Below are 18,991 nucleotides of genomic sequence, written 5' to 3'. Positions count from 1 at the left end.
TCCCCCTCAATTGAATCCAAAGAAATTAGAAAATTTAAAAACTTATTTTATTTATTATACTACCCTTCTAGACGGAATAATCACTATAACTAAATGGAATAAAGATTATATGTTTCAACCTTTTAAAGAATAAAGAAAAAGGCATCACTTTATAAAGTGACACCTCCTACTTATGACAATGCTTTTTTCTGTTTCCAAAATAGTGCAAGGATAAAACTAATTAATAGTAGAATCGCTGCAAAATAATATGGATAGTTCATATTTTGATCGAATAGCATACCACCAATAATCGGACCCATCACATTCGCTAATGATGTGAACATCGAGTTCATACCACCAACAAATCCTTGTTCATCTCCTGCAATCTTTGATAAATACGTCGTTAATGCTGGACGAATTAAATCAAAACCAACAAATACAAGGAAGCAGACAATCATAACTGTCCAATAATTCGGTGCTAGTGCAATCGCTAAAACGAACACGACCGAATAGATTAAACTAAGACGAATGACATTAATTTCCCCTAGTTGCTTCACCATACGATCAAAAATCAGTAACTGGAAGATTGCTCCTAAAATTCCACCACCCATAATCGCAATCGCGACATCTTTTGGTGTGAAATTAAATTTATGGTCAACGAACAGGCTGAAGAATGATTCGACGGCTGCTAAACCAAATGACGATGTAAAAATCAAGACGAATGGTAACAAGTAGAGTGGTGTCAATAGACGACCAAGTCCTGCCTTCTTCTTCGGTGTCGCATGCTCTCCAGCATCTGCGATGGCTGCTTTCTTTTCAGGCTCTTTTAATAAAATTTGTGATAAAATCGCCGCGACTGTGCCGAGTATGGCTGCCGCAAAGAAAGGCACGCGTGTACCAACTTCTGCTAAGAACCCTCCTACCCCAGGTCCAATAATAAATCCTAAATTAATAGCTGCCGACATAAAACCAAGTGCTTTAGGTCGTTCTTCATTTGATGTGATGTCGGCAATAAAAGCTGTTACAGCAGGCATGATGAATGCACCACTGACACCGCCTAAAATACGCGAAATAAATAGAACTTCCACACTTTTCCCTAGTCCAAATAATAATTCAGAAAAGGCAAAAATGAAAAGTCCAAGGACAATCATAATTTTTCTACCAAATCGGTCCGCTGCTTTCCCCGCAAAAGGTGACACGATTAACTGCGATAAAGCAAACGCGGCGGTTAAATAACCGACCGTTGTTCCACTAATACCAAACTCATTCATAATCGTTGGCAAAATCGGAATAACTAAACCGATGCCTAAGAAAGCAATGAACAGATTTCCAAGTAAAATAAATAATGTTAACTTATTTTTCATGTTGAATAACCTCGATTCTGTTCAATTTCTATTACTAAACTTAAACCTTACAGTAACTATAATGTCAAGCGATTAATCTAGCAAACGTACTTTTAACTCTACTAAAATTTTTTCTTCTACATTTGTTGAAAAACTCATCGGCATAATAGATTCCCAAACGACCTCTTCTACGTGCAAGTCATTTATTTGAATATATTGCCATAGTTTTTCATACATTTGAATGTATTGTGCCGACGTATAAATAAAGGCCATTTCAATATATTTGCCTTCTGGCATCGTCACAATATTCATCGCCTCATTTTGCACATGGAATAATTTTGATGTCAAAATCGGAATGAAAATTTGGGTGTATTGAATATCTTCTATTTGTTTGTATCGTTTGAGTGGATAATAACTACCATAACGAATGGTCTGTACGCTTCCCTCATTTTCAATTGTCTCTGTTAACTTACGCATTTCATCATTTGAGACATGTTCGGGAGTTGCATTTGGTGCTGTTAAACAAAGAAGGCGAGCGGATTCTTCGTGCTTTGTAAACACTTCATTTAAAACGGGAATCGCAAGTTGTTCTTCCATTTGTTTACGTGTTTTTCGAAGTGTATATTGTGTTTCTTGTAGCTGTGCTAATTTATTAGCCAATGTTTCTTCTTGTTTATTTAAGTAATTAATCATTTCTTCAATTGAGAAATGCTGAATTTCTTTAATTTTCTCAAGAGGTGTACCGACAAATCGCAAGCTTTTAATCAAATCGATTAAATATAGTTGTGATTCCGCATAGTAGCGGTAATTTGTGGCTGGATCTGTATAAATCGGCTTAAATAAATCAATTTGATCGTAATATCGTAATGTTTGGCTTGGTAAATTCGTTAGCTTTGCCATTTGTCCAATCGTATAATGCCTATTATCCATGTTTTTTCCTCATTTCCATCCAGTCTAACCTTACTTTTTTCAAAGTAAGAAAGAAAAGGAGGAACGACGGATATTTCACGTCATTTCTCCTCTTACTCATGCATTGCATGATCAATCGCTTGGTGTAGTAAATCAATGACATGTTCGTCGTCATGTGCATAATACATTGTTGTACCTTCTCTTCTAAATTTCACGAGACGTAAATTTTTTAAAAAACGAAGTTGGTGTGATACCGTAGATTGTCCAAGATTGAGTGCTTCTGCGATATCATTCACTGAACGTTCTGTACCACATAAATAATTTAAAATACGAATACGAGTTGGATCACTCAACGCTTTAAATGTTTGCGATACAACGAATAATGTTTCTTCATCTAATTGTCGTTCACATATATGTTTCATACATATCACTCCTAATGATTATGCCCTGCATGTGGATCTAGCTCTACTTTCATCGTACAGAATAAATCAGGTTGATGTGCAAGTGAAGCTGCTTCTAATTGAATTGTTACATGTTGAATATTCTCATGGGCTAGTTGATGTTCTAAATCTGCGAGTAATTGTGAACTTTCAATTACGGTTAAATTATCTGGAACTACTAAGTGACATGTTAACGCATTTAAACGAGATGTAATTGTCCATACATGTAAATCGTGAACACCTTGTACTTCTTTTTTAGACTTTAGAATATCTACTAAGTGGTCAATCTCGATATCTTTTGGTGTTCCTTCCATTAACACATGAACTGAATCCATCGTCACTTTAAAGCCACTTCGTAAAATTAATATTGCGACAATAATACTTGCGATTGGATCAGCTATTCGCCAGTCAAAGAATAAAATACAAAGACCTGCAACAATTGCACCAATTGAACCAAGCATATCTGAAATAACATGTAAATACGCACCACGCATATTTAAGTTCTCTTTCGTATCGGCGCCGCGCATCATAATATATGCAACTAAGATGTTTACAAGTAATCCAATCGTACTGATAATTAACATACCTGTTGTTGAAACTTCAGGCGGATTTTTAAAGCGATCGAATGCTTCATAAAAAATGTATAAAGCCACTAACATAAGTGTAACACCATTCACAACAGCCGCTAAAATTTCAAAACGTTTATAGCCATATGTTTTACCGTTATTCGAAGCTTTTTGTGCAAGTGTAAAAGCGATAAGCGCTATGGCTAATGATATCGAATCACTTAACATATGCCCTGCGTCGGATAGTAATGCTAAACTATTGGTTAAAAAACCACCAACCATCTCAATAATCATGTACACTGTAATAATAATGAGTGAATACCAAAGTATTTTCCGATTATTATTTTGTTCTTCCATTTTTAACACCCCTTTATATGAACATATAATCATATATACATATTATAAGTAAATGGAAGCAAAGTCAAGCTTCCATCTCATTTTTACTCGCTATACTCTTTTTATAAGCAAGTGGGGTTTGTCCCATACGTTCTTTAAACTTCTCAATATAATAGCTTGTACTATTAAATCCCACTTCATAAGCTACTTCTGTAACATTATAATGTTGCAAATAAGTAAGGCTTTTTCGAATTCTATAGTCCGTCACATATTGTAATGGTGTTGTATGTAAAATTCGTTTGAAATAACGACAACATTCCGAGCGGCTTAGCTGCCCTGCTTGTGCAATATTTTCTAAAATAATCGTTTCAGCATAATGTGTGTGAATCCATTGGAGCATCTGCTTCATACGCTCATTTTGAATAGGCTGTCTAAGTGCAATACCTTGTTGAAACCCTATAATCATCTCTTTCCAAAGCTGTGTTAGATGAATGGTTAAATCAAATTCAAATAACGGATGTTTCGTTTCAAGTAATGTATAGATTGCTTGTAAATGCGCCAACACTTGATTCGACCAACTTGTTGACTTCGTTAATCTCATGTAACTATTGGCTTGCAAATAAGGTTGAACATATGCTGCATACAATTCATTCGACATTATAAATAGCGGCGAAACATTCAAACAGCGGTAAATACATGGATTTTTTGCATCATCTTTTGCACCATGTAGTTGCGCTTGATTAATAAAAAGTCCTTCTCCTTTTGAAACCGTCATATATTCTTCATTCACTTGAAATTGTGCAGATCCTTGTAGCACGACAATCCATTGTAATTCTTCATGCCAGTGAAGTGGTATATAACCATGTACATTTGCTTGAATCGTTGTTTCATAACAAGCAACAGGTAATGTTACCGTATGATGCTTGGTTAGTTCTTGTAGTTGTGCATTGAGTTGAAAATCGGTAATTTGCATGGTCTCACCTCAATCTTGTTATACTTTTTTCATTAAATTCAGTATTTTCTAAGTAGATTATCCTTTATTATAACATGGAGAACATAGAAAAAAAGGAGAATAAAGATGAAACGACCTGCTCGAAAAATCGGTCTTATCCTCGTAACAGTGGGCGCTCTCTTTTGGGGTGTCGGAGGAACAGTTGCACAAAAACTATTTCAAAACTATGCGGTTGACGTCAACTGGCTTGTTACAACAAGATTGCTCATCGCTGGTATTTTATTGTTAACTGTACAATTTTTCTTAAAAGACCGAAAACAAATCTTTCAAATATGGCAACATAAACATACAGCATTACAACTCATTATTTTCGGCATCATTGGTATGCTTGCTGTACAGTACACGTATATGATGTCCATCAATTATGGGAATGCGGCAGTTGCGACATTATTACAATATTTAGCGCCTGTCATGATTATTCTCTATCTTGTCTTACGTCGACAATCCGTCTTAACAAAAAAAGACGTGATTACCGTAACGCTTGCTCTGCTCGGTTGCTTCTTCCTCTTAACGAACGGTTCCATTTCGAATTTATCCGTCCCAACACCTGCTATTATTTGGGGGATTTTATCGGGCGTCGCACTCGCTTTTTATACATTGTATGCTGTTCGTCTACTCGCTCATTTCGATTCACTCGTCGTTGTTGGTTGGGCAATGGTTATCGGTGGCTTCATGCTTAGTTTCATCCATCCACCATGGGCAGTCGATTTATCCCAATTCGATGTAGATGGTTATATCTATCTTATTTTCGTCATCATTTTCGGTACAATGTTAGCATTTTGGTTTTATATCGAGAGCTTACAAAGTTTATCACCGAAAGAGACGAGTTTATTAAGTAGCTTAGAACCGCTTGCTGCTGTTTTAACAACGGTCTTCTGGCTACAAGAACATTTCGGTTTTTGGCAATGGATTGGAACAGCTTGTATTCTATTCATGATTTTACTGCTGGCACTCGGTACAAAAACACCTGAACTTTCGGATGATTAGAAAAGTGTCTGAAATAAAAATATTTTCAACAGAAAAGAACCTGTATGATTTCGAAAAATCATACAGGTTCTTTAACTCAATCAAATTCCGCTTCGAAAAACGCTTTCCGCGGGCATGGCTTCAAACCCCTCGTCACTCCGTTCCTGTGGGGTTTTCAGCTCATGCTATTCCCGCAGGAGTCGTTTTCTACGCGTTTAATTGATTAGATTATTTATATTTAAGATATAGTGTAGAACAAATAGATTAAAAACTAGTAAACTTATGTATCTTGCTCTTGAAAAATACATATAATTTTTTATAATACTTAAAATAATTATTTTAAACTTCTAAAAATCTAATACATTCACAGTTATCTAAATGGGAATGAGCCATTGAAATTAATAATAAAGCTTGAATAGCATCTCCTTCACTTCTATCATCGTACATCTTTGGTGAATGAGCAGTTGGATTTCTATATAAATAACAAATAGTGTTTAATAAAGATTTTAGACCTTGATATTGACTCTTTTCTGTATCATTAGATATTAAATTGCCTTTAATAAGAATTGAAGGGTTTTTCAAATTAAATGAATCGTTAATTAATGTATTTCCATCCTTACTAGATAAATTTAAATCTCTAATACGCTGTAATATACCTTTACTTGCTTCTAATATCGCATGGAAATAATTTTCTTGCAGCAACTCCTGTTTACAATATTTTATTACTTCTAAATGAACATTATATTCATTTAATTTTTCATATAAGTTATTAGTTCTATTAGCGGCCTCTTCTAAAGTGTTCACAGGTTTCACTGTAATAACTTTTCCATTTGAGAGTAACTCTAATCCACAAAAAACGATTATCTCATTAATATTTTTTAAAGAGTCATTCCACAAATCAACCTTATTTCTAAATTCAAATGGTTTCATAATATCTTCAATTAAAGTAATAAATGGTTTAGTAGAATTAGACTTATCCATTTCAAAAATCACTGTATCGTTAATTCTTTTCCACTTAGTACTTAATGTTTTATCGCCTGTTTCCGTGTAGTAATCTCTCCATTTGTTCTTTTTGAATAAATAAGTTATCTTACTACCTGTTGTTAGCTCACCTAATATTTTTGTTTTATCACTTTAACTTTAAAAAAATACATTTAAACCTTATTATACCACTTAAAATTAAATCTTCACTGCAGATTTTAATTAAGCGAATAATACATACTTAATAAAATAAAACAAAAAACCAAAATCGCATTGTAATACGATTCTGGTTTTTCATTATAATTCCGCTGGTGTGCGTGCTACTTCTGTTTCAGCGTACCACGGATTAAGGTGGACTAACACTTCTGTTACTTCTTCATCGCGCTCCATAATTTGTTTTTTAATTTCACGACAGACATCATGTCCTTGTTGAATCGTTAAGTCTGCTTGAATACCCACACGTACATCGACTAATACATAATGTCCGTGATTACGCGCACGAATACTGTCAATTCGTTTGACATACGTAATTTGCTTTATTGTTTCAAAATATTGATGACTTCGCTCCAATGGAATACTTGCTTCCATTAAAATATCAATCGATTCTTTCATCATACCAATCGCTAATTTTAAAATCAGTAATGCGACAATGATGCCTGCAACAGGATCACCATATGCAGCGTAGGGAATTGCGATAATGTATTGATTAATAAGCGCGATGCCGATACCGACAACAGCTGCTAATGAGGCATAGACATCGGCTAAATGGTCATAAGCTGTCGCAATTAATCCCTTGCTACGTTCTTTTCGTCCAATGCGAATCGTATAGACATAGAGCCATGCTTTCCATAAAAGCGAAATAACGGCTGCAACAAAGGCTAAAATATGTGCTTCTGTCGCTGGTTCAAATAAAGCAAGAATCGATTCATACCCAATATAAACTGCTGCCAACATTAAAATAATGGACACAAAGGCGGAAGATACAACTTCTGCTTTCCCATGTCCATAAGGATGGTCTTCATCTGCTGGTTGATTCGAGATTTTCATGGAGCCTAATGATACCGCAGAAGCAACAACGTCTGCTGCGTTATGTATTCCATCAGCGAGGAGAACTTGGCTTTTGAATACGACGCCTGAAATGATTTTTAAAATCGTTAAACAAATATTGCTAATGACACTCACCCAAGCGGCGAATAATGATTGTTGTTTGTCCAAAAGAAACCCTCCAAATAATGACATCTGATGTCGAAAGTGCTTTCGTATCATATCAAACAAAATCGCTCTTAGTCTATGCAAAGATTTTTTCCGTTATTACGTGTTTTTTAAATAAAGAAAAAAAGTTTCTTATAAGAAAAAAATAAGCTTTTATAAAAAAAGTAAGCTAAACACTTCGTATAAAAGCGTTTAGCTTACTTATTATTTCCCTAAGGAAAAACTCTTTTCATTTTCATCTTTTCCTGTTACAGAAAAAATAATTCTTTTGGACTAGACGTCTTTTCCCATCACATACAGATCAAAGTATTGGTCATTCCAATACGTTTCATTCTTCAATGTACCTTCAATAACAAAGCCAAGCTTAATGTAAAGTGCTACAGCCTTTAAATTATCTGCACGCGTATCTAAACGAATCTTCGTAATGAATGGCTGCTCTCTCGCCCATTGAATCAACTTTTTCATAAGAATTGTACCAATTCCCTTACTGTGTTGTGCTTTTTCAACGACAATACCAAGCTCTGTTACATGACGTGCTTTTATTTTGTGGGATGTAGTCATCGTACCAATCGCAATAATACGTCCTTCATCTTTCACGAGCAACATGTACTGACTATCATCTTGTGCGTCACGTTCAATCGCTTCACTCTGTTCTTCCACTGTTAATGGATATTCATCTTGTTCAAAACTTAAATATGATGTTTCACCACCGACACGATTATAAAATGCAACAATCTCTGCCGCATCTTCTACTGTTGGTTTTATATATTCAACCATGTTCTTCACCTCATACTTATTATACCCAAGCTAAAGTATTCTGGTTAAAAATATTGATAATATAATTTTTTTGCAGTAAGAACATCTTTTGTGCCATGAACAAACACACGTCCGTCTTGAAATACGACGAGTTTATAGGGCTTTGCCTCAATGCGAATGAGATAGTCATTTTGTGTATAATTTTGCCCTTGTAATGTTTCTGCAAACTGAGCTAAAGACCAATTTTCTCGTTGATTCATACGCAGTTGAACCGTATCACGCCCACACAATATCGCTGTTTTCAATTGATTGTCTGCTTGTAAATAGGGATGTGTTGCATGAGATGAGCAACAAGGACAAGCTGGATCTTTTAAGCTTTGTACACGCACTTCGGCTATTTCATTCTTCCATAAATCTGTTGAAATAAGTGTACCGCGTAGTGCATCATATTGTTTTGTTAGAATTTTTAATAGTTCCGTCATTTGCCAGACGACAACTTGTGATACAGCAGGTGCGATAATTCCCGCTGTGTCACACGTCGCACCGCCAAGTGGAATCTTTTGCATTAAACAATGCAAGCAGGGTGTCTCATTCGGTAAAAAAGTATAGGAAAGACCGTATGAACCGACACATGCACCGTAAATCCATGGAATCTGTTGCTGATAGGCGAAGTCGTTGACTATAAAACGAATATCAAAATTATCTGTCGCATCGATGATGACGTCGACTTGTTTAAATTGTGTTAAAAAAGCAGGACTGACATCTTCTATGTACGCATCAATTTGAACGGATTGATTGATGGCGCGTAGATGTTGATGTGCGGCAACCGCCTTTGGCAAACCTTGTTCAGCATCTTGTTCATGATAGAGTGTTTGACGTTGTAAATTAGAGTAGTCGACATAATCTCGGTCAACAATCGACAGATGTCCAACACCTGCTCGCACACATTGTTCTGTTATTTGACTGCCTAATGCACCAAGACCAATCACAAGGATATGTGCATCTCGTAATGCTTGCTGCCCTGTTGTGCCAATCGGTTCAAACAGAATTTGACGTGAATAACGTACACTATCCAATCGGACTCATTCCTTTTTGCGGACTACTCGCAATACCATATTCTTTTTTCGGAATGGCTCCTGCTTCATACCCCATGCGCCCTGCTTCAATCGCATACTTCATTGCGCGTGCCATTTGAATTGGATTTTGTGCGCCACTTACTGCTGTATTTAATAAGACACCGTCTGCACCTAACTGCATTGCATAAGCTGCATCTGCTGGTGTGCCAATCCCTGCATCGACAATGACAGGCACTGTTGATTGTTCCATAATGAATTGTAAGTTCAGCGGATTAATAACACCTTGTCCTGAACCGATTGGTGAAGCACCTGGCATGATGGCATGTGCACCAAGCTCTTGTAAATGGCGTGCGAGTACCACGTCATCTGACGTATAAGGTAATACAATAAAGCCAAGTTCTAATAATTTTTCGGTTGCTTTCAATGTTTCAATTGGATCTGGTAATAAACTACGGTCACAACCAATCACTTCGACTTTAATCATGTCACATAGCCCCGATGCTTTTGCGAGTTGTGCAATGCGAACTGCTTCTTCTGCCGTTTTTGCACCTGCTGTATTCGGTAATAGTGTATATTTTGATACATCAATTTTTTCTAATAAATTCGGTTGTGTCGGTTCAAAAATATTCATACGACGAACTGCGAATGTAAGGATTTCTGTTTCCGACGCTGCAATCGCCTGTTGTTGTACATCAAAATCTGTAAATTTCCCTGTTCCTAATAATAAACGTGATGTGAATTGTTTTTCTCCAATAGTTAACATATTAACCGCCTCCTACGAATGTTACGATTTCGAATGAATCGCTTGGTTGAATTGCTCGTTCATGCTCATCTGCCTGTAAAATGGCACCGTTTTGTTCCACGATGATGACTTTCGATTGAAGTGCTAAAAAATCGACAAGTGCTGCGACTGTCTGTACTTCCTCTGGTACATCGATAAAATGACCGTTTACACGTAATTGCACGTATTTGTCACCTCCTCTAATTGATTTGCCATATATTCACCTGTAATGGCACTGAGTAAAATACCATTCCTGTAATGTCCAACCGCACACCATAATCCTTTTGTTGTCGCATGTTGTGCCATAAGTGGTCGTTCTAAAGAACAGTCTGGACGCAAACCTGCCCAGCTCGTTTTAAAGGTCGCCTGTTGAAGTGCTGGTACAAGTTCAAAAGCTTGATTTAATAGATGTTGCACACTTGCTGCTTCCACGTGCTTTGTTACGTCACCTCGCTTCATCGTTGCCCCAATGACGTAATGACCGCCTCGTTTTGGTGCAATATAAAATCGTTCTCGAAATAGTGGCACTTGTAAAATCGGTTCATAACTATGCAAGCAAACGACTTCCCCCTTCACAGGAATCGCTTCAATTTCAAAATGTTGTTGCAGCGTCTGATTTGATGCGCCCGTTGCTAGTATGATTTGTTTCGTTTCCAACATGCCTGCTGTTGTTTGCACACCACATACTTCTCCTTGCTGTTCTATAATCTGGGTCACTTCCGTATGTTCGTAAATGGCACAACCAAGTGCTGCGGCACTCGCGGCATAGCCTTTTGTTAAGTCCTTTGCAAGTACATGCCCATCATCTCGGCAAAATACACCACCATATAATTTAGATGACACTGCTGGTTCTATCTGCTGTACTTGTGCCATCGTCATCGCTTCACACACTTCACCACACGCACTTTGCCAGTTCATAATGTCATGAATACGTGCGAGTTCTTGTTCTGTATGAGCGATGCGCAAGATTCCTTTTTGTTCATAACCAATATCAATGCCTGAGAGTGTACGAATTTCCTCTTGAAGTTTTGGAAATAATCGACGACTTTGCTGTGCTAGGTGAAAGAGTGGATCTTCCGCATCCCACTCTGCTTGTACACCGAGTAAACCAGCAGCCGCAGATGAAGCACCACTGCCAATCATCTGTTTTTCGATGATGGCTACTCGCTTTTTTCGTTTAGAAAGCGAATAGGCGATTGAACTGCCGATTGCACCGCCGCCAATGATGATGACATCATAATTCTTCATAGTTCTCCCTCATTTCACGATAGATTTTTAATATGTCACAACCATTTTCTGCCTCCCAAAAACCCGAGCGAATCGCTATTCTTTCACTTTTCACAAGATGTACGTTGTGGGGCGTAATCCCTCCTAATGCAATATACGGACGCTTCGCTGTTTGGAGAATATCTGCTGCTAAAGGAATCGCATCTTTTTTACAACTTGTATGAAAAATCGGTGATAACATACATTGATCCGCCTCACTCTTATGTAATTCTTCAATAGAATGAACTGATTCGATAATTGAAAATTCTGAAAAGCGCACGCGAATTACGGGAATAGGTAGACTTCTGTAACCAACTTGAACGGTTTGAATTTGATGTGCATGGGCAACATCTAACCGATCATGGACGATCATTTTATGAAGAGGAAAACCAGCTTGTAGACACTGATCTATAAGCTGATATAACTCCTTTGCTGTGCGTTCATATTCACGAAAATGTAGTGCGTCTATTTCGGTTTCTGCATGCATAACACGTTTTACAAACTGTTCATTCGTCTGCTTGCCATCTGAAAGAACATGAATCTTCATCTACTTCACCAGTTCTTTATATAGCTCGTCTGTTGGCACCATTTTATCGGCAATTTTTTGTTGAACGAGCCACTCATTTTGCTTTTCCCAGCTGGCTGGATTATCCGATAAGAACGGCTCTTCCTTCGTCTCCATCTTATCTGTTACAATCTTCAAGCTTTTTTCCTCGATACTTTTCGTCAGTGGGAATTGGTCTTTCTCTTGATGATCTAATAGAATAGCAAGCGATTCATCTGGATTCTTCTTCGTATAATCAAACCCTTGTTTCGCTGCTTCTAAAAATGCTTTTAATGTTGCTTCGTCTTTCGCAATCGTACGGTCACTTGCTACGAAGACAATTTCATGACTCTTTGGTACACCGAATTCCGATGGGTCCATTGTTGAAATCGGATAGCCCTTTTCCTCCATGACAGGTAGCTCATGGTTAATTAGACCACCTGCTAAAACATCCACTTTTTTCGTAATGAGTGCGGATACTAATTCAAAGCCTACGTCGACTAACTTCACTTGATTCGGGTCGCCCCCATCTTCTTTTACCATCGCTTTAATTGTCGCTTCACTTAATGGTGTACCGCCATAACCAACTGTTTTTCCTTCTAAATCGCGTGGTCGTTGAATATTCGATTCTTTTAGTGACATCAATTGACTAAGTGGTGATTGGACAATCGTACCAATCGACTGAATTGGAACTCCTTCATTCGCACGTGCCATAATGACATCTTGCTGATAGTAAATACCAATGGTTGATTTTCCAGCAGCTGTTAAAGTCAGTGGGTCTGTTGGATTCGATGGATATTGTAGTTTGACATCAAGTCCTTTTTCTTTAAAATAACCTTTTTCCATCGCTACATAGAGAAAGCTATGAATCGCATTCGGATACCAATCGAGCATAACTGTCACTTCTTTTAATTCTTTACCATCTTTTGCTTTACTTGAACAACCTGCTAATACGACAACTAACAAACTACATAGTACAAAAAATTTCATCAAACGCATTAATCTTTCCTCCAAACGATATATTTTTTTTCAATGATTCGAATGATGAAGACAGCAATGATCGCCATCGTAGATAATAGAACGATAGGCGCAAATACACCTGCTCCGTCTAACTGTGTCATCATTCGTTTACTGAAGTAACCGAGACCTGCCTGTGCTCCGAGCCACTCCCCAACAGCTGCGCCGATAATACTGAGCGGTACAGCGATTTTAAAAGCAGAGAATAGCTGTGGTAGCGCTGACGGAAGTTGTAGCTTCCAAAAAATTTGCCATTTTGTCGCCCCGTACGTTCGCATGAGTTCTTCTAGTTCACGCTTTGTACTACGCAGTCCATCAAACATACTCATCGCAATCGGGAAAAACGCAATGAGGACAGTCACAAGCACTTTACTCCAAATCGTGTAACCGAACCATAAAACAAAAATGGGCGCGAGTGCTGTAATGGGAATCGTCTGTGACGCGACGAGTAGCGGATAGAATGCGCGCTCCGACCAATGACTGAGGTGCATCATAATCGCGAGGCCAATGCCTAAAATAATTGAAATTAGTAAACCAATCCAAAGTACTTGTAGTGTTGCAGGTAAATGGACGGTAAATAGAGCTTCTCTAAAATCCCACATCTTTTGTAAGATGGCTGTTGGAGACGGTAAGATGTACATCTCATTTAGCCAGCGCGCAAATACTTCCCAAATGAGTAGCAGTCCCACACTCACGTAAATCGCAGGTGCATTTTTTCTCATAATTGCTGACGTCCTTGTTGCAACATGTAAATCAGTTGTTGCTTCACGTCTTGCACCTCCTTACTTGCTAAATCTGAACGCTGTCTTTTATGTTCCATTGGGACAATCGTTTCGTGTAGCGTATGAATTGGTGTCTGCTGTACAGTTAGAATACGATCTGATAAATAGAGCGCTTCATCCACATCATGCGTAATAAATAAAATGGTTTTACGCCATTTCTTCGCTTGTATGTATAACCAATCTTGTAACTCCATCTTCGTCAGTGCATCAAGTGCACTAAATGGTTCATCGAGTAACAGTACATCTTGTGAAGCATTCAATGCACGAATGAAGGCAACACGTTGGCGCATGCCACCCGATAAGTCTTTTGGTTTTTTATGCATGTAAGCTCCTAGACCAAATTCCTCGAGTAACGCCTTACTCTGTTCTTCTGCTCTCTTTTTCGGTATTCGCTGACATTCTAATGGCAATAATGTATTTTGTAATACAGTTCGCCAAGGGAGCAGTAAATCTTGCTGTGGCATATAGCCTACAGGTTGTTTCGCTACGGTCACTTGTCCCGACTGTGCCTGAGATAGACCTGTAATGAGACGGAAAATCGTACTTTTTCCGCAACCACTCGGACCAATTAACGAAACGAATTCACCTTCTTGAATGGAAAAATGAACATGGTCTAAAATGGGTTGTTCTTCGTAACGAAAACAGACATCTTGTAAAGCTAAACTCTCCAATGATCTTCCTCCTCTATAAAAAAAGCCATCTCGACAAAGAATCGAAATGGCTGCAAATGACAGAATCATCGCATGCCACTTCCCTACGCTAGTCCGAACTAGATCAGGTAATAAGGGTTAAGGTGTCGAAACCTCTCTCAGCACGTAAAAACGGCACCCCTAGTGGTGAAGCATTATGAAATTAGAAAAAGCCCCTGTCTCCATACACGTATCGAAACAGGGACCTGAAATTGTTTTTTCGGTCGAAACGGCTTCCCTACGCTAGTATGAACTAGATCAGGTTGAAAGAATCCAGAGCTTACGGCTCCATCTCAGCTGGCAACACCAGCACTCCTAGCACACTATGATTTTGTTAAGGTGAGTATAGCACTCCCTAGTAATTTATGCAATAGTTGGTTTTATTTTCATCACCAAAGTGGTTTGTCCTCTTTGTCGACACGAATAAAGAGCGGTGAAAATAACATAAAGTAAATCATATAAACGATGATAACACCGATAATATACGCTGTATGAATTCCGTACAGATGCGCTCCGATTGATAATGCGCCTAACACAAGACTTAGCAGGAAGCTTTGTAGATCAATACGTCTTTTGTTTAAATAAATCGGTTGTGCACAATGTCCACATGCTTGATATTTCTTCATACCCCACTGAAGTTTCCACGTCGTCCGATAGTCGAGCACTTCGTCGCAATGTGGACACGTTACTTCTTCACGATTTTTCATGACAAACCATAAAATAAAGCTTAAAACAATAAAGGCAATTCCTACGTATAGAGCGTTTTGATTACGGTACAGTATAAAAATAAATATTGTAAAGGCATATGTGTAACTCAGTATATCCTTCGTTCCTTCTAATAACTTCATCGCATTTGGACGGCTCATTCGAATATGGTTTTTATTGAATGAACCGATAATTGATGCAAATGTAAAGATTAATAAACCATAAAAAATATTTCTGGTTTTCCAAATGACGTACCATGCAAAAAGCATAGTCGTAACGAATGCTATTTTCCCGAAAATATTTTTCACTTTATTTTGATATTCATAGGGTTCTTTCTTCTCTTTTTCAATGAATAATGTTGAAAATAAAGTGGGTATACATAAAATAAATGCGATGAGTGCTATCTCCATAACACTTGGTTTTAATTTGAAAAAGAGTTCCGTTTCCTCTACACTGTCAACCCATTTATAAATCTTATCTGTATCAAGTTCTTTTACATAATACTGTGTATCTTCGTCATTCGAAAATAGTAAAAAGGTTTCGACTTCGTTGTTCTCTTTCGTTACTTCGACAACATAGTATAAAGAAGGTGGTTCTATTTCTTTTTTTATAACAGGACTCGCATTTAATTTTTTTTGAAATGCTTCAAATTTAGAAGAAGATAGTTCTCGCTCGCTTGAAAACCATTGATTCGTTAATGTTGTTCCGTCTTCTTCATAACGCGCTTCTGTATCAATTCGAATCGACTGAATCCCATCTTCTGCTTGTCCAACGCGTGTCGTTTGTTGTTGGAAAATCATAAGAAGAATGCCAGCGAATACGACCATCATACAAGCAGTTAATAGGAGGGGTTTATAGATGACTTTTCTTCTCTCTTTTTTTCCTTTTTGAATCATTCGCTCTTTTGCCTGTTCTGACATTTTATATTGATTCATCTCTCGTTGAAATGATTGTTTAAAATTCTTCATCAAAATAAACCTCCTTTAACGATTGTTTGAGTTGTTGTTTCGCACGCTGGTGACGCGTTTTTACAGTGTTCAGTGGAATCGATAAAATCTCACTAATTTCTGCAAGCGTATATTCCTCAAAATAATGAAATAAAATAATGGCACGATACTTTTCATCCAGTTGTAAAACAGCATCTACTACTTCTCCATTTCTTTCTTTTCTTCCATAAAGATTCGCTGGGTTAATCGTCGAATCGCCTATGTCGACTTCCTTCTCTTTTGTAAAAAAGAAGCGCCACTTCCCTTTCTTCTTTCGTAAATAATCTTGACTTTTATGTACGGTTATTTTGGCTAAATACGTTCTTAAAGAGGCACGTTGTTCAAAAGCATGTTCATTTCGATAATGTGCGAGTAGAACATCTTGTACAATTTCTTCTGCTGCCCCGTGGTCTTTTACATAAATAAAAGCGACACGATAACAATAATCTGCATATGCCTCAATCAGTTCTTCCATCGTCATATTTTCACCCCTTCACCTCTATCGTCGCATACTTTTTATAAAAGGTTTCATTTTTTTGAAAATATTAAAAAAAAATAAAAAAGCTATCTATTGAATGATTGGGAATCCCCAACATCCATAGATAGCTTATCTTAATTTATACAGTTTGTGCTTTACGTTGTTCGAATTTTGAAATGTACTCTTCGTATTGGAACGTCAACGAAATTTCATCCCAACCGTTGATTAACATTTTTTTATAGTAAGGATCGATGTCAAAACGATAAACATCTTCGCCAGCTGTTACGGTTTGCTCCTCTAAATTTACAACGGCTTGTAAATCTTCTGCCTCTGCTTTTGCTAAAATCGCCTCTACTTGTTCAACAGGTAACTCAATCGGCAAAATTCCATTTTTGAAGCAGTTATTATGGAAAATATCTGCAAAACTTGGTGCGATAACAACGCGGAAACCGTAGTCTAAAATCGCCCATGGTGCGTGTTCACGCGATGAACCACACCCGAAGTTATCATGTGCTACTAAAATAGATGAACCATCATATTTTGGCTGATTTAATACGAAGTCTTGGATTGGCTGATCATTTGCATCAAAACGCCAATGATAGAATACATATTGACCAAAACCTGTACGTTCAATACGTTTTAAAAACTCTTTTGAAATAATCTGGTCTGTATCGACATTTTTACGATTTAATGGTGTCACAATACTTTTTACGATATTAATTGGTTCCATACAATTCCCCTCCTATACAGGTACGTTCATTACTTTTCGTACATCAACAAAATGGCCTGCGATTGCGGCTGCGGCTGCCATTGGCGGACTTACAAGGTGTGTACGTGATCCTGCACCTTGACGACCTTCAAAGTTACGATTCGATGTAGAAGCACAACGCTCACCTGCAGGTACAACATCTTCATTCATTGCTAAACACATCGAACAACCTGATTCACGCCATTCAAATCCTGCATCTAAGAAGATTTTGTCTAAACCTTCTGCTTCTGCTAATTGCTTCACAGAATAAGAACCTGGTACGACAATAGCACGTACACCGTCTGCTACTTTTTTACCTTGAATGACTTCTGCAGCGGCACGTAAATCATGTAGACGAGAGTTTGTACAAGAACCGATGAATACATGTTGAATTGCGATGTCTTCGATTGGTGTTCCTTGCTCTAAATCCATATATGTTAGTGCTTTTTCAAGCGCTTGACGGTCTGATTCATCTGCTAAATCTTTTGCAAATGGAACTGTTTTTGAAATCCCGGTACCCATTGAAGGATTTGTTCCCCATGTAACGAATGGTTCAATTTCAGAACCATCAATAACGACTGTACGATCATACGTTGCATCTGCGTCTGTTGCAAGTGCTAACCATTCTTTCGCAGCTTGTTCAAATGCTTCGCCTTGTGGTGCATATTTACGTCCGCGTAAATATTCAACCGTTGTTTCGTCTGGACTAATTAAACCTGCTTTTGCACCTGCTTCAATCGACATATTACAAATCGTCATACGTTCTTCCATTGATAATTGATGAATCGCATCACCTGTGAATTCTGCAATGTACCCTGTACCAACATCAATGCCGAATTTTGCAATAATCGCTAAAATGACGTCTTTTGCTGTTACGCCAAAACCAAGCTCGCCTGTTACACGAATTTCTAATGTTTTTGGCTTTGCTTGCCAAAGTGTTTGTGTGGACATGACGTGTTCTACTTCTGATGTACCAATTCCGAATGCAATCGCACCGAATGCACCATGTGTTGATGTATGTGAATCACCACAAACGATTGTTTTACCTGGTTGTGTTAAACCAAGTTGTGGTCCAATAACGTGGACAATCCCTTGATCTGGATGCCCCATGTCAGCCAATTCAACACCGAATTCTTTACAGTTATCCGCAAGTGTTGTAATTTGCTTTTTTGCAATTGGGTCATTGATTATTGGTAAATTCTTCGTTGGTACGTTGTGATCCATTGTCGCAAATGTTAAATCAGGACGACGTAATACACGATTATTTAAACGAAGTCCTTCAAATGCTTGTGGTGACGTCACTTCATGTACTAAATGTAAATCAATATATAATAAATCTGGTTTTCCTTCTTCTTGATAGACAATATGTTGATCCCATACTTTTTCAATAATATTTTTCCCCATATTCTTCACCTCATC

21 protein-coding genes and 2 riboswitches are annotated in these 18,991 nt (G+C 37.7%); of the genes, 1 reads left to right on the top strand and 20 read right to left on the bottom strand.

The window, feature by feature from the left end:
- Positions 1-170: 170 nt before the first annotated feature.
- The 5 genes from norA to ACKVQX_RS07990 all read right to left on the bottom strand — a co-directional run bounded on the left by norA (position 171) and on the right by ACKVQX_RS07990 (position 4,540).
- Entirely contained in the window at positions 171-1,343 is a 1,173-nt protein-coding gene (gene norA, locus ACKVQX_RS08010; RefSeq protein ID WP_068453566.1) for a multidrug efflux MFS transporter NorA, read from the bottom strand.
- Between the two features lie 72 nt (positions 1,344-1,415).
- Positions 1,416-2,252: a helix-turn-helix domain-containing protein gene (locus ACKVQX_RS08005; protein WP_068453568.1), complete on the bottom strand. Its 837-nt coding sequence runs from the start codon at positions 2,250-2,252 to the stop codon at positions 1,416-1,418.
- Positions 2,253-2,344: 92 nt separating this feature from the next.
- Positions 2,345-2,653 (bottom strand): metalloregulator ArsR/SmtB family transcription factor, encoded by a 309-nt coding sequence (locus tag ACKVQX_RS08000; RefSeq protein WP_087680664.1) that lies wholly within the window; start codon positions 2,651-2,653, stop codon positions 2,345-2,347.
- An 11-nt stretch (positions 2,654-2,664) separates the two neighbouring features.
- Positions 2,665-3,594 carry a cation diffusion facilitator family transporter gene (locus ACKVQX_RS07995; protein WP_068453570.1) on the bottom strand — a complete coding sequence of 310 codons (930 nt, stop codon included), beginning with the start codon at positions 3,592-3,594 and terminating at the stop codon, positions 2,665-2,667.
- 64 nt (positions 3,595-3,658) lie between these two features.
- On the bottom strand, positions 3,659-4,540 hold the full coding sequence (locus tag ACKVQX_RS07990) for an AraC family transcriptional regulator (RefSeq protein WP_231727000.1): 882 nt from the start codon (positions 4,538-4,540) through the stop codon (positions 3,659-3,661).
- 111 nt (positions 4,541-4,651) lie between these two features.
- On the opposite strand from ACKVQX_RS07990, the gene ACKVQX_RS07985 reads away from it, so the two are divergent.
- Positions 4,652-5,572 (top strand): DMT family transporter, encoded by a 921-nt coding sequence (locus ACKVQX_RS07985; RefSeq protein ID WP_068453574.1) that lies wholly within the window; start codon positions 4,652-4,654, stop codon positions 5,570-5,572.
- A 318-nt stretch (positions 5,573-5,890) separates the two neighbouring features.
- Here ACKVQX_RS07985 and ACKVQX_RS07980 read toward each other — a convergent pair whose 3' ends face one another.
- The 15 genes from ACKVQX_RS07980 to leuC all read right to left on the bottom strand — a co-directional run bounded on the left by ACKVQX_RS07980 (position 5,891) and on the right by leuC (position 18,976).
- On the bottom strand, positions 5,891-6,532 hold the full coding sequence (locus tag ACKVQX_RS07980) for a TIGR02391 family protein (protein WP_068453575.1): 642 nt from the start codon (positions 6,530-6,532) through the stop codon (positions 5,891-5,893).
- Positions 6,533-6,829: 297 nt separating this feature from the next.
- A complete protein-coding gene (locus tag ACKVQX_RS07975; RefSeq protein ID WP_231726939.1) occupies positions 6,830-7,747 on the bottom strand; it encodes a cation diffusion facilitator family transporter in 918 nt (305 codons plus the stop codon).
- A gap of 270 nt (positions 7,748-8,017) precedes the next feature.
- A complete protein-coding gene (locus tag ACKVQX_RS07970; RefSeq protein ID WP_068453577.1) occupies positions 8,018-8,521 on the bottom strand; it encodes a GNAT family N-acetyltransferase in 504 nt (167 codons plus the stop codon).
- Between the two features lie 44 nt (positions 8,522-8,565).
- Positions 8,566-9,576: a ThiF family adenylyltransferase gene (locus ACKVQX_RS07965; protein ID WP_068453579.1), complete on the bottom strand. Its 1,011-nt coding sequence runs from the start codon at positions 9,574-9,576 to the stop codon at positions 8,566-8,568.
- Positions 9,569-10,339, bottom strand: coding sequence for a thiazole synthase (locus tag ACKVQX_RS07960; protein ID WP_068453581.1), 771 nt, complete (start codon positions 10,337-10,339; stop codon positions 9,569-9,571). The genes ACKVQX_RS07965 and ACKVQX_RS07960 overlap by 8 nt, the downstream gene beginning before the upstream one ends.
- A gap of 1 nt (position 10,340) precedes the next feature.
- Positions 10,341-10,541, bottom strand: coding sequence for a sulfur carrier protein ThiS (thiS, locus tag ACKVQX_RS07955; RefSeq protein ID WP_068453583.1), 201 nt, complete (start codon positions 10,539-10,541; stop codon positions 10,341-10,343).
- A complete protein-coding gene (thiO, locus tag ACKVQX_RS07950; RefSeq protein WP_068453585.1) occupies positions 10,526-11,605 on the bottom strand; it encodes a glycine oxidase ThiO in 1,080 nt (359 codons plus the stop codon). Before thiO ends, thiS begins: the two co-directional genes overlap by 16 nt.
- The gene (locus ACKVQX_RS07945; protein WP_068453587.1) at positions 11,592-12,170 is read right to left on the bottom strand and encodes a thiamine phosphate synthase; all 579 of its coding nucleotides are present in this window, start codon (positions 12,168-12,170) and stop codon (positions 11,592-11,594) included. Before ACKVQX_RS07945 ends, thiO begins: the two co-directional genes overlap by 14 nt.
- Complete coding sequence (locus ACKVQX_RS07940; protein WP_068453588.1) at positions 12,171-13,166, bottom strand: ABC transporter substrate-binding protein; 996 nt, start codon at positions 13,164-13,166, stop codon at positions 12,171-12,173.
- Positions 13,166-13,906, bottom strand: a complete 741-nt coding sequence (locus tag ACKVQX_RS07935; RefSeq protein WP_068453590.1) for an ABC transporter permease — start codon at positions 13,904-13,906, stop codon at positions 13,166-13,168. Before ACKVQX_RS07935 ends, ACKVQX_RS07940 begins: the two co-directional genes overlap by 1 nt.
- Positions 13,903-14,679, bottom strand: coding sequence for an ABC transporter ATP-binding protein (locus tag ACKVQX_RS07930; protein ID WP_409136208.1), 777 nt, complete (start codon positions 14,677-14,679; stop codon positions 13,903-13,905). Before ACKVQX_RS07930 ends, ACKVQX_RS07935 begins: the two co-directional genes overlap by 4 nt.
- Before the next feature lie 21 nt (positions 14,680-14,700).
- A riboswitch (TPP riboswitch) is annotated at positions 14,701-14,808 on the bottom strand.
- 65 nt (positions 14,809-14,873) lie between these two features.
- Positions 14,874-14,982: riboswitch (TPP riboswitch) on the bottom strand.
- A gap of 62 nt (positions 14,983-15,044) precedes the next feature.
- Positions 15,045-16,328, bottom strand: coding sequence for a TIGR04104 family putative zinc finger protein (locus tag ACKVQX_RS07925; RefSeq protein ID WP_409136179.1), 1,284 nt, complete (start codon positions 16,326-16,328; stop codon positions 15,045-15,047).
- Positions 16,315-16,827: an RNA polymerase sigma factor gene (locus tag ACKVQX_RS07920; protein WP_068453596.1), complete on the bottom strand. Its 513-nt coding sequence runs from the start codon at positions 16,825-16,827 to the stop codon at positions 16,315-16,317. Before ACKVQX_RS07920 ends, ACKVQX_RS07925 begins: the two co-directional genes overlap by 14 nt.
- Before the next feature lie 136 nt (positions 16,828-16,963).
- A complete protein-coding gene (leuD, locus tag ACKVQX_RS07915; protein WP_068453598.1) occupies positions 16,964-17,554 on the bottom strand; it encodes a 3-isopropylmalate dehydratase small subunit in 591 nt (196 codons plus the stop codon).
- Positions 17,555-17,566: 12 nt separating this feature from the next.
- Positions 17,567-18,976, bottom strand: a complete 1,410-nt coding sequence (gene leuC, locus ACKVQX_RS07910) for a 3-isopropylmalate dehydratase large subunit (RefSeq protein WP_409136178.1) — start codon at positions 18,974-18,976, stop codon at positions 17,567-17,569.
- Positions 18,977-18,991: the final 15 nt, after the last annotated feature.

Origin of the sequence: Kurthia sp. ISK08 (assembly GCF_046159805.1) — a bacterium.
In the GTDB taxonomy this organism is placed as follows: Bacteria; Bacillota; Bacilli; order Bacillales_A; family Planococcaceae; genus Kurthia; species Kurthia gibsonii.
Note: the sequence above shows the minus strand (reverse complement) of the source record. Positions and strands in the feature narration are given on the sequence as shown.

Coding starts and splice junctions, on each gene's coding strand:
- ACKVQX_RS07935 (WP_068453590.1), bottom strand. CDS start 13,906: ATGAGAAAAAATGCACCTGCGATTTACGTGAGTGTGGGACTGCTACTC.
- ACKVQX_RS07940 (WP_068453588.1), bottom strand. CDS start 13,166: ATGCGTTTGATGAAATTTTTTGTACTATGTAGTTTGTTAGTTGTCGTA.
- ACKVQX_RS08000 (WP_087680664.1), bottom strand. CDS start 2,653: ATGAAACATATATGTGAACGACAATTAGATGAAGAAACATTATTCGTT.
- leuC (WP_409136178.1), bottom strand. CDS start 18,976: ATGGGGAAAAATATTATTGAAAAAGTATGGGATCAACATATTGTCTAT.
- ACKVQX_RS07945 (WP_068453587.1), bottom strand. CDS start 12,170: ATGAAGATTCATGTTCTTTCAGATGGCAAGCAGACGAATGAACAGTTT.
- ACKVQX_RS07995 (WP_068453570.1), bottom strand. CDS start 3,594: ATGGAAGAACAAAATAATAATCGGAAAATACTTTGGTATTCACTCATT.
- ACKVQX_RS07920 (WP_068453596.1), bottom strand. CDS start 16,827: ATGACGATGGAAGAACTGATTGAGGCATATGCAGATTATTGTTATCGT.
- ACKVQX_RS07925 (WP_409136179.1), bottom strand. CDS start 16,328: ATGAAGAATTTTAAACAATCATTTCAACGAGAGATGAATCAATATAAA.
- norA (WP_068453566.1), bottom strand. CDS start 1,343: ATGAAAAATAAGTTAACATTATTTATTTTACTTGGAAATCTGTTCATT.
- ACKVQX_RS07960 (WP_068453581.1), bottom strand. CDS start 10,339: ATGTTAACTATTGGAGAAAAACAATTCACATCACGTTTATTATTAGGA.
- ACKVQX_RS07985 (WP_068453574.1), top strand. CDS start 4,652: ATGAAACGACCTGCTCGAAAAATCGGTCTTATCCTCGTAACAGTGGGC.
- thiO (WP_068453585.1), bottom strand. CDS start 11,605: ATGAAGAATTATGATGTCATCATCATTGGCGGCGGTGCAATCGGCAGT.
- ACKVQX_RS08005 (WP_068453568.1), bottom strand. CDS start 2,252: ATGGATAATAGGCATTATACGATTGGACAAATGGCAAAGCTAACGAAT.
- ACKVQX_RS07980 (WP_068453575.1), bottom strand. CDS start 6,532: ATGGATAAGTCTAATTCTACTAAACCATTTATTACTTTAATTGAAGAT.
- ACKVQX_RS07970 (WP_068453577.1), bottom strand. CDS start 8,521: ATGGTTGAATATATAAAACCAACAGTAGAAGATGCGGCAGAGATTGTT.
- leuD (WP_068453598.1), bottom strand. CDS start 17,554: ATGGAACCAATTAATATCGTAAAAAGTATTGTGACACCATTAAATCGT.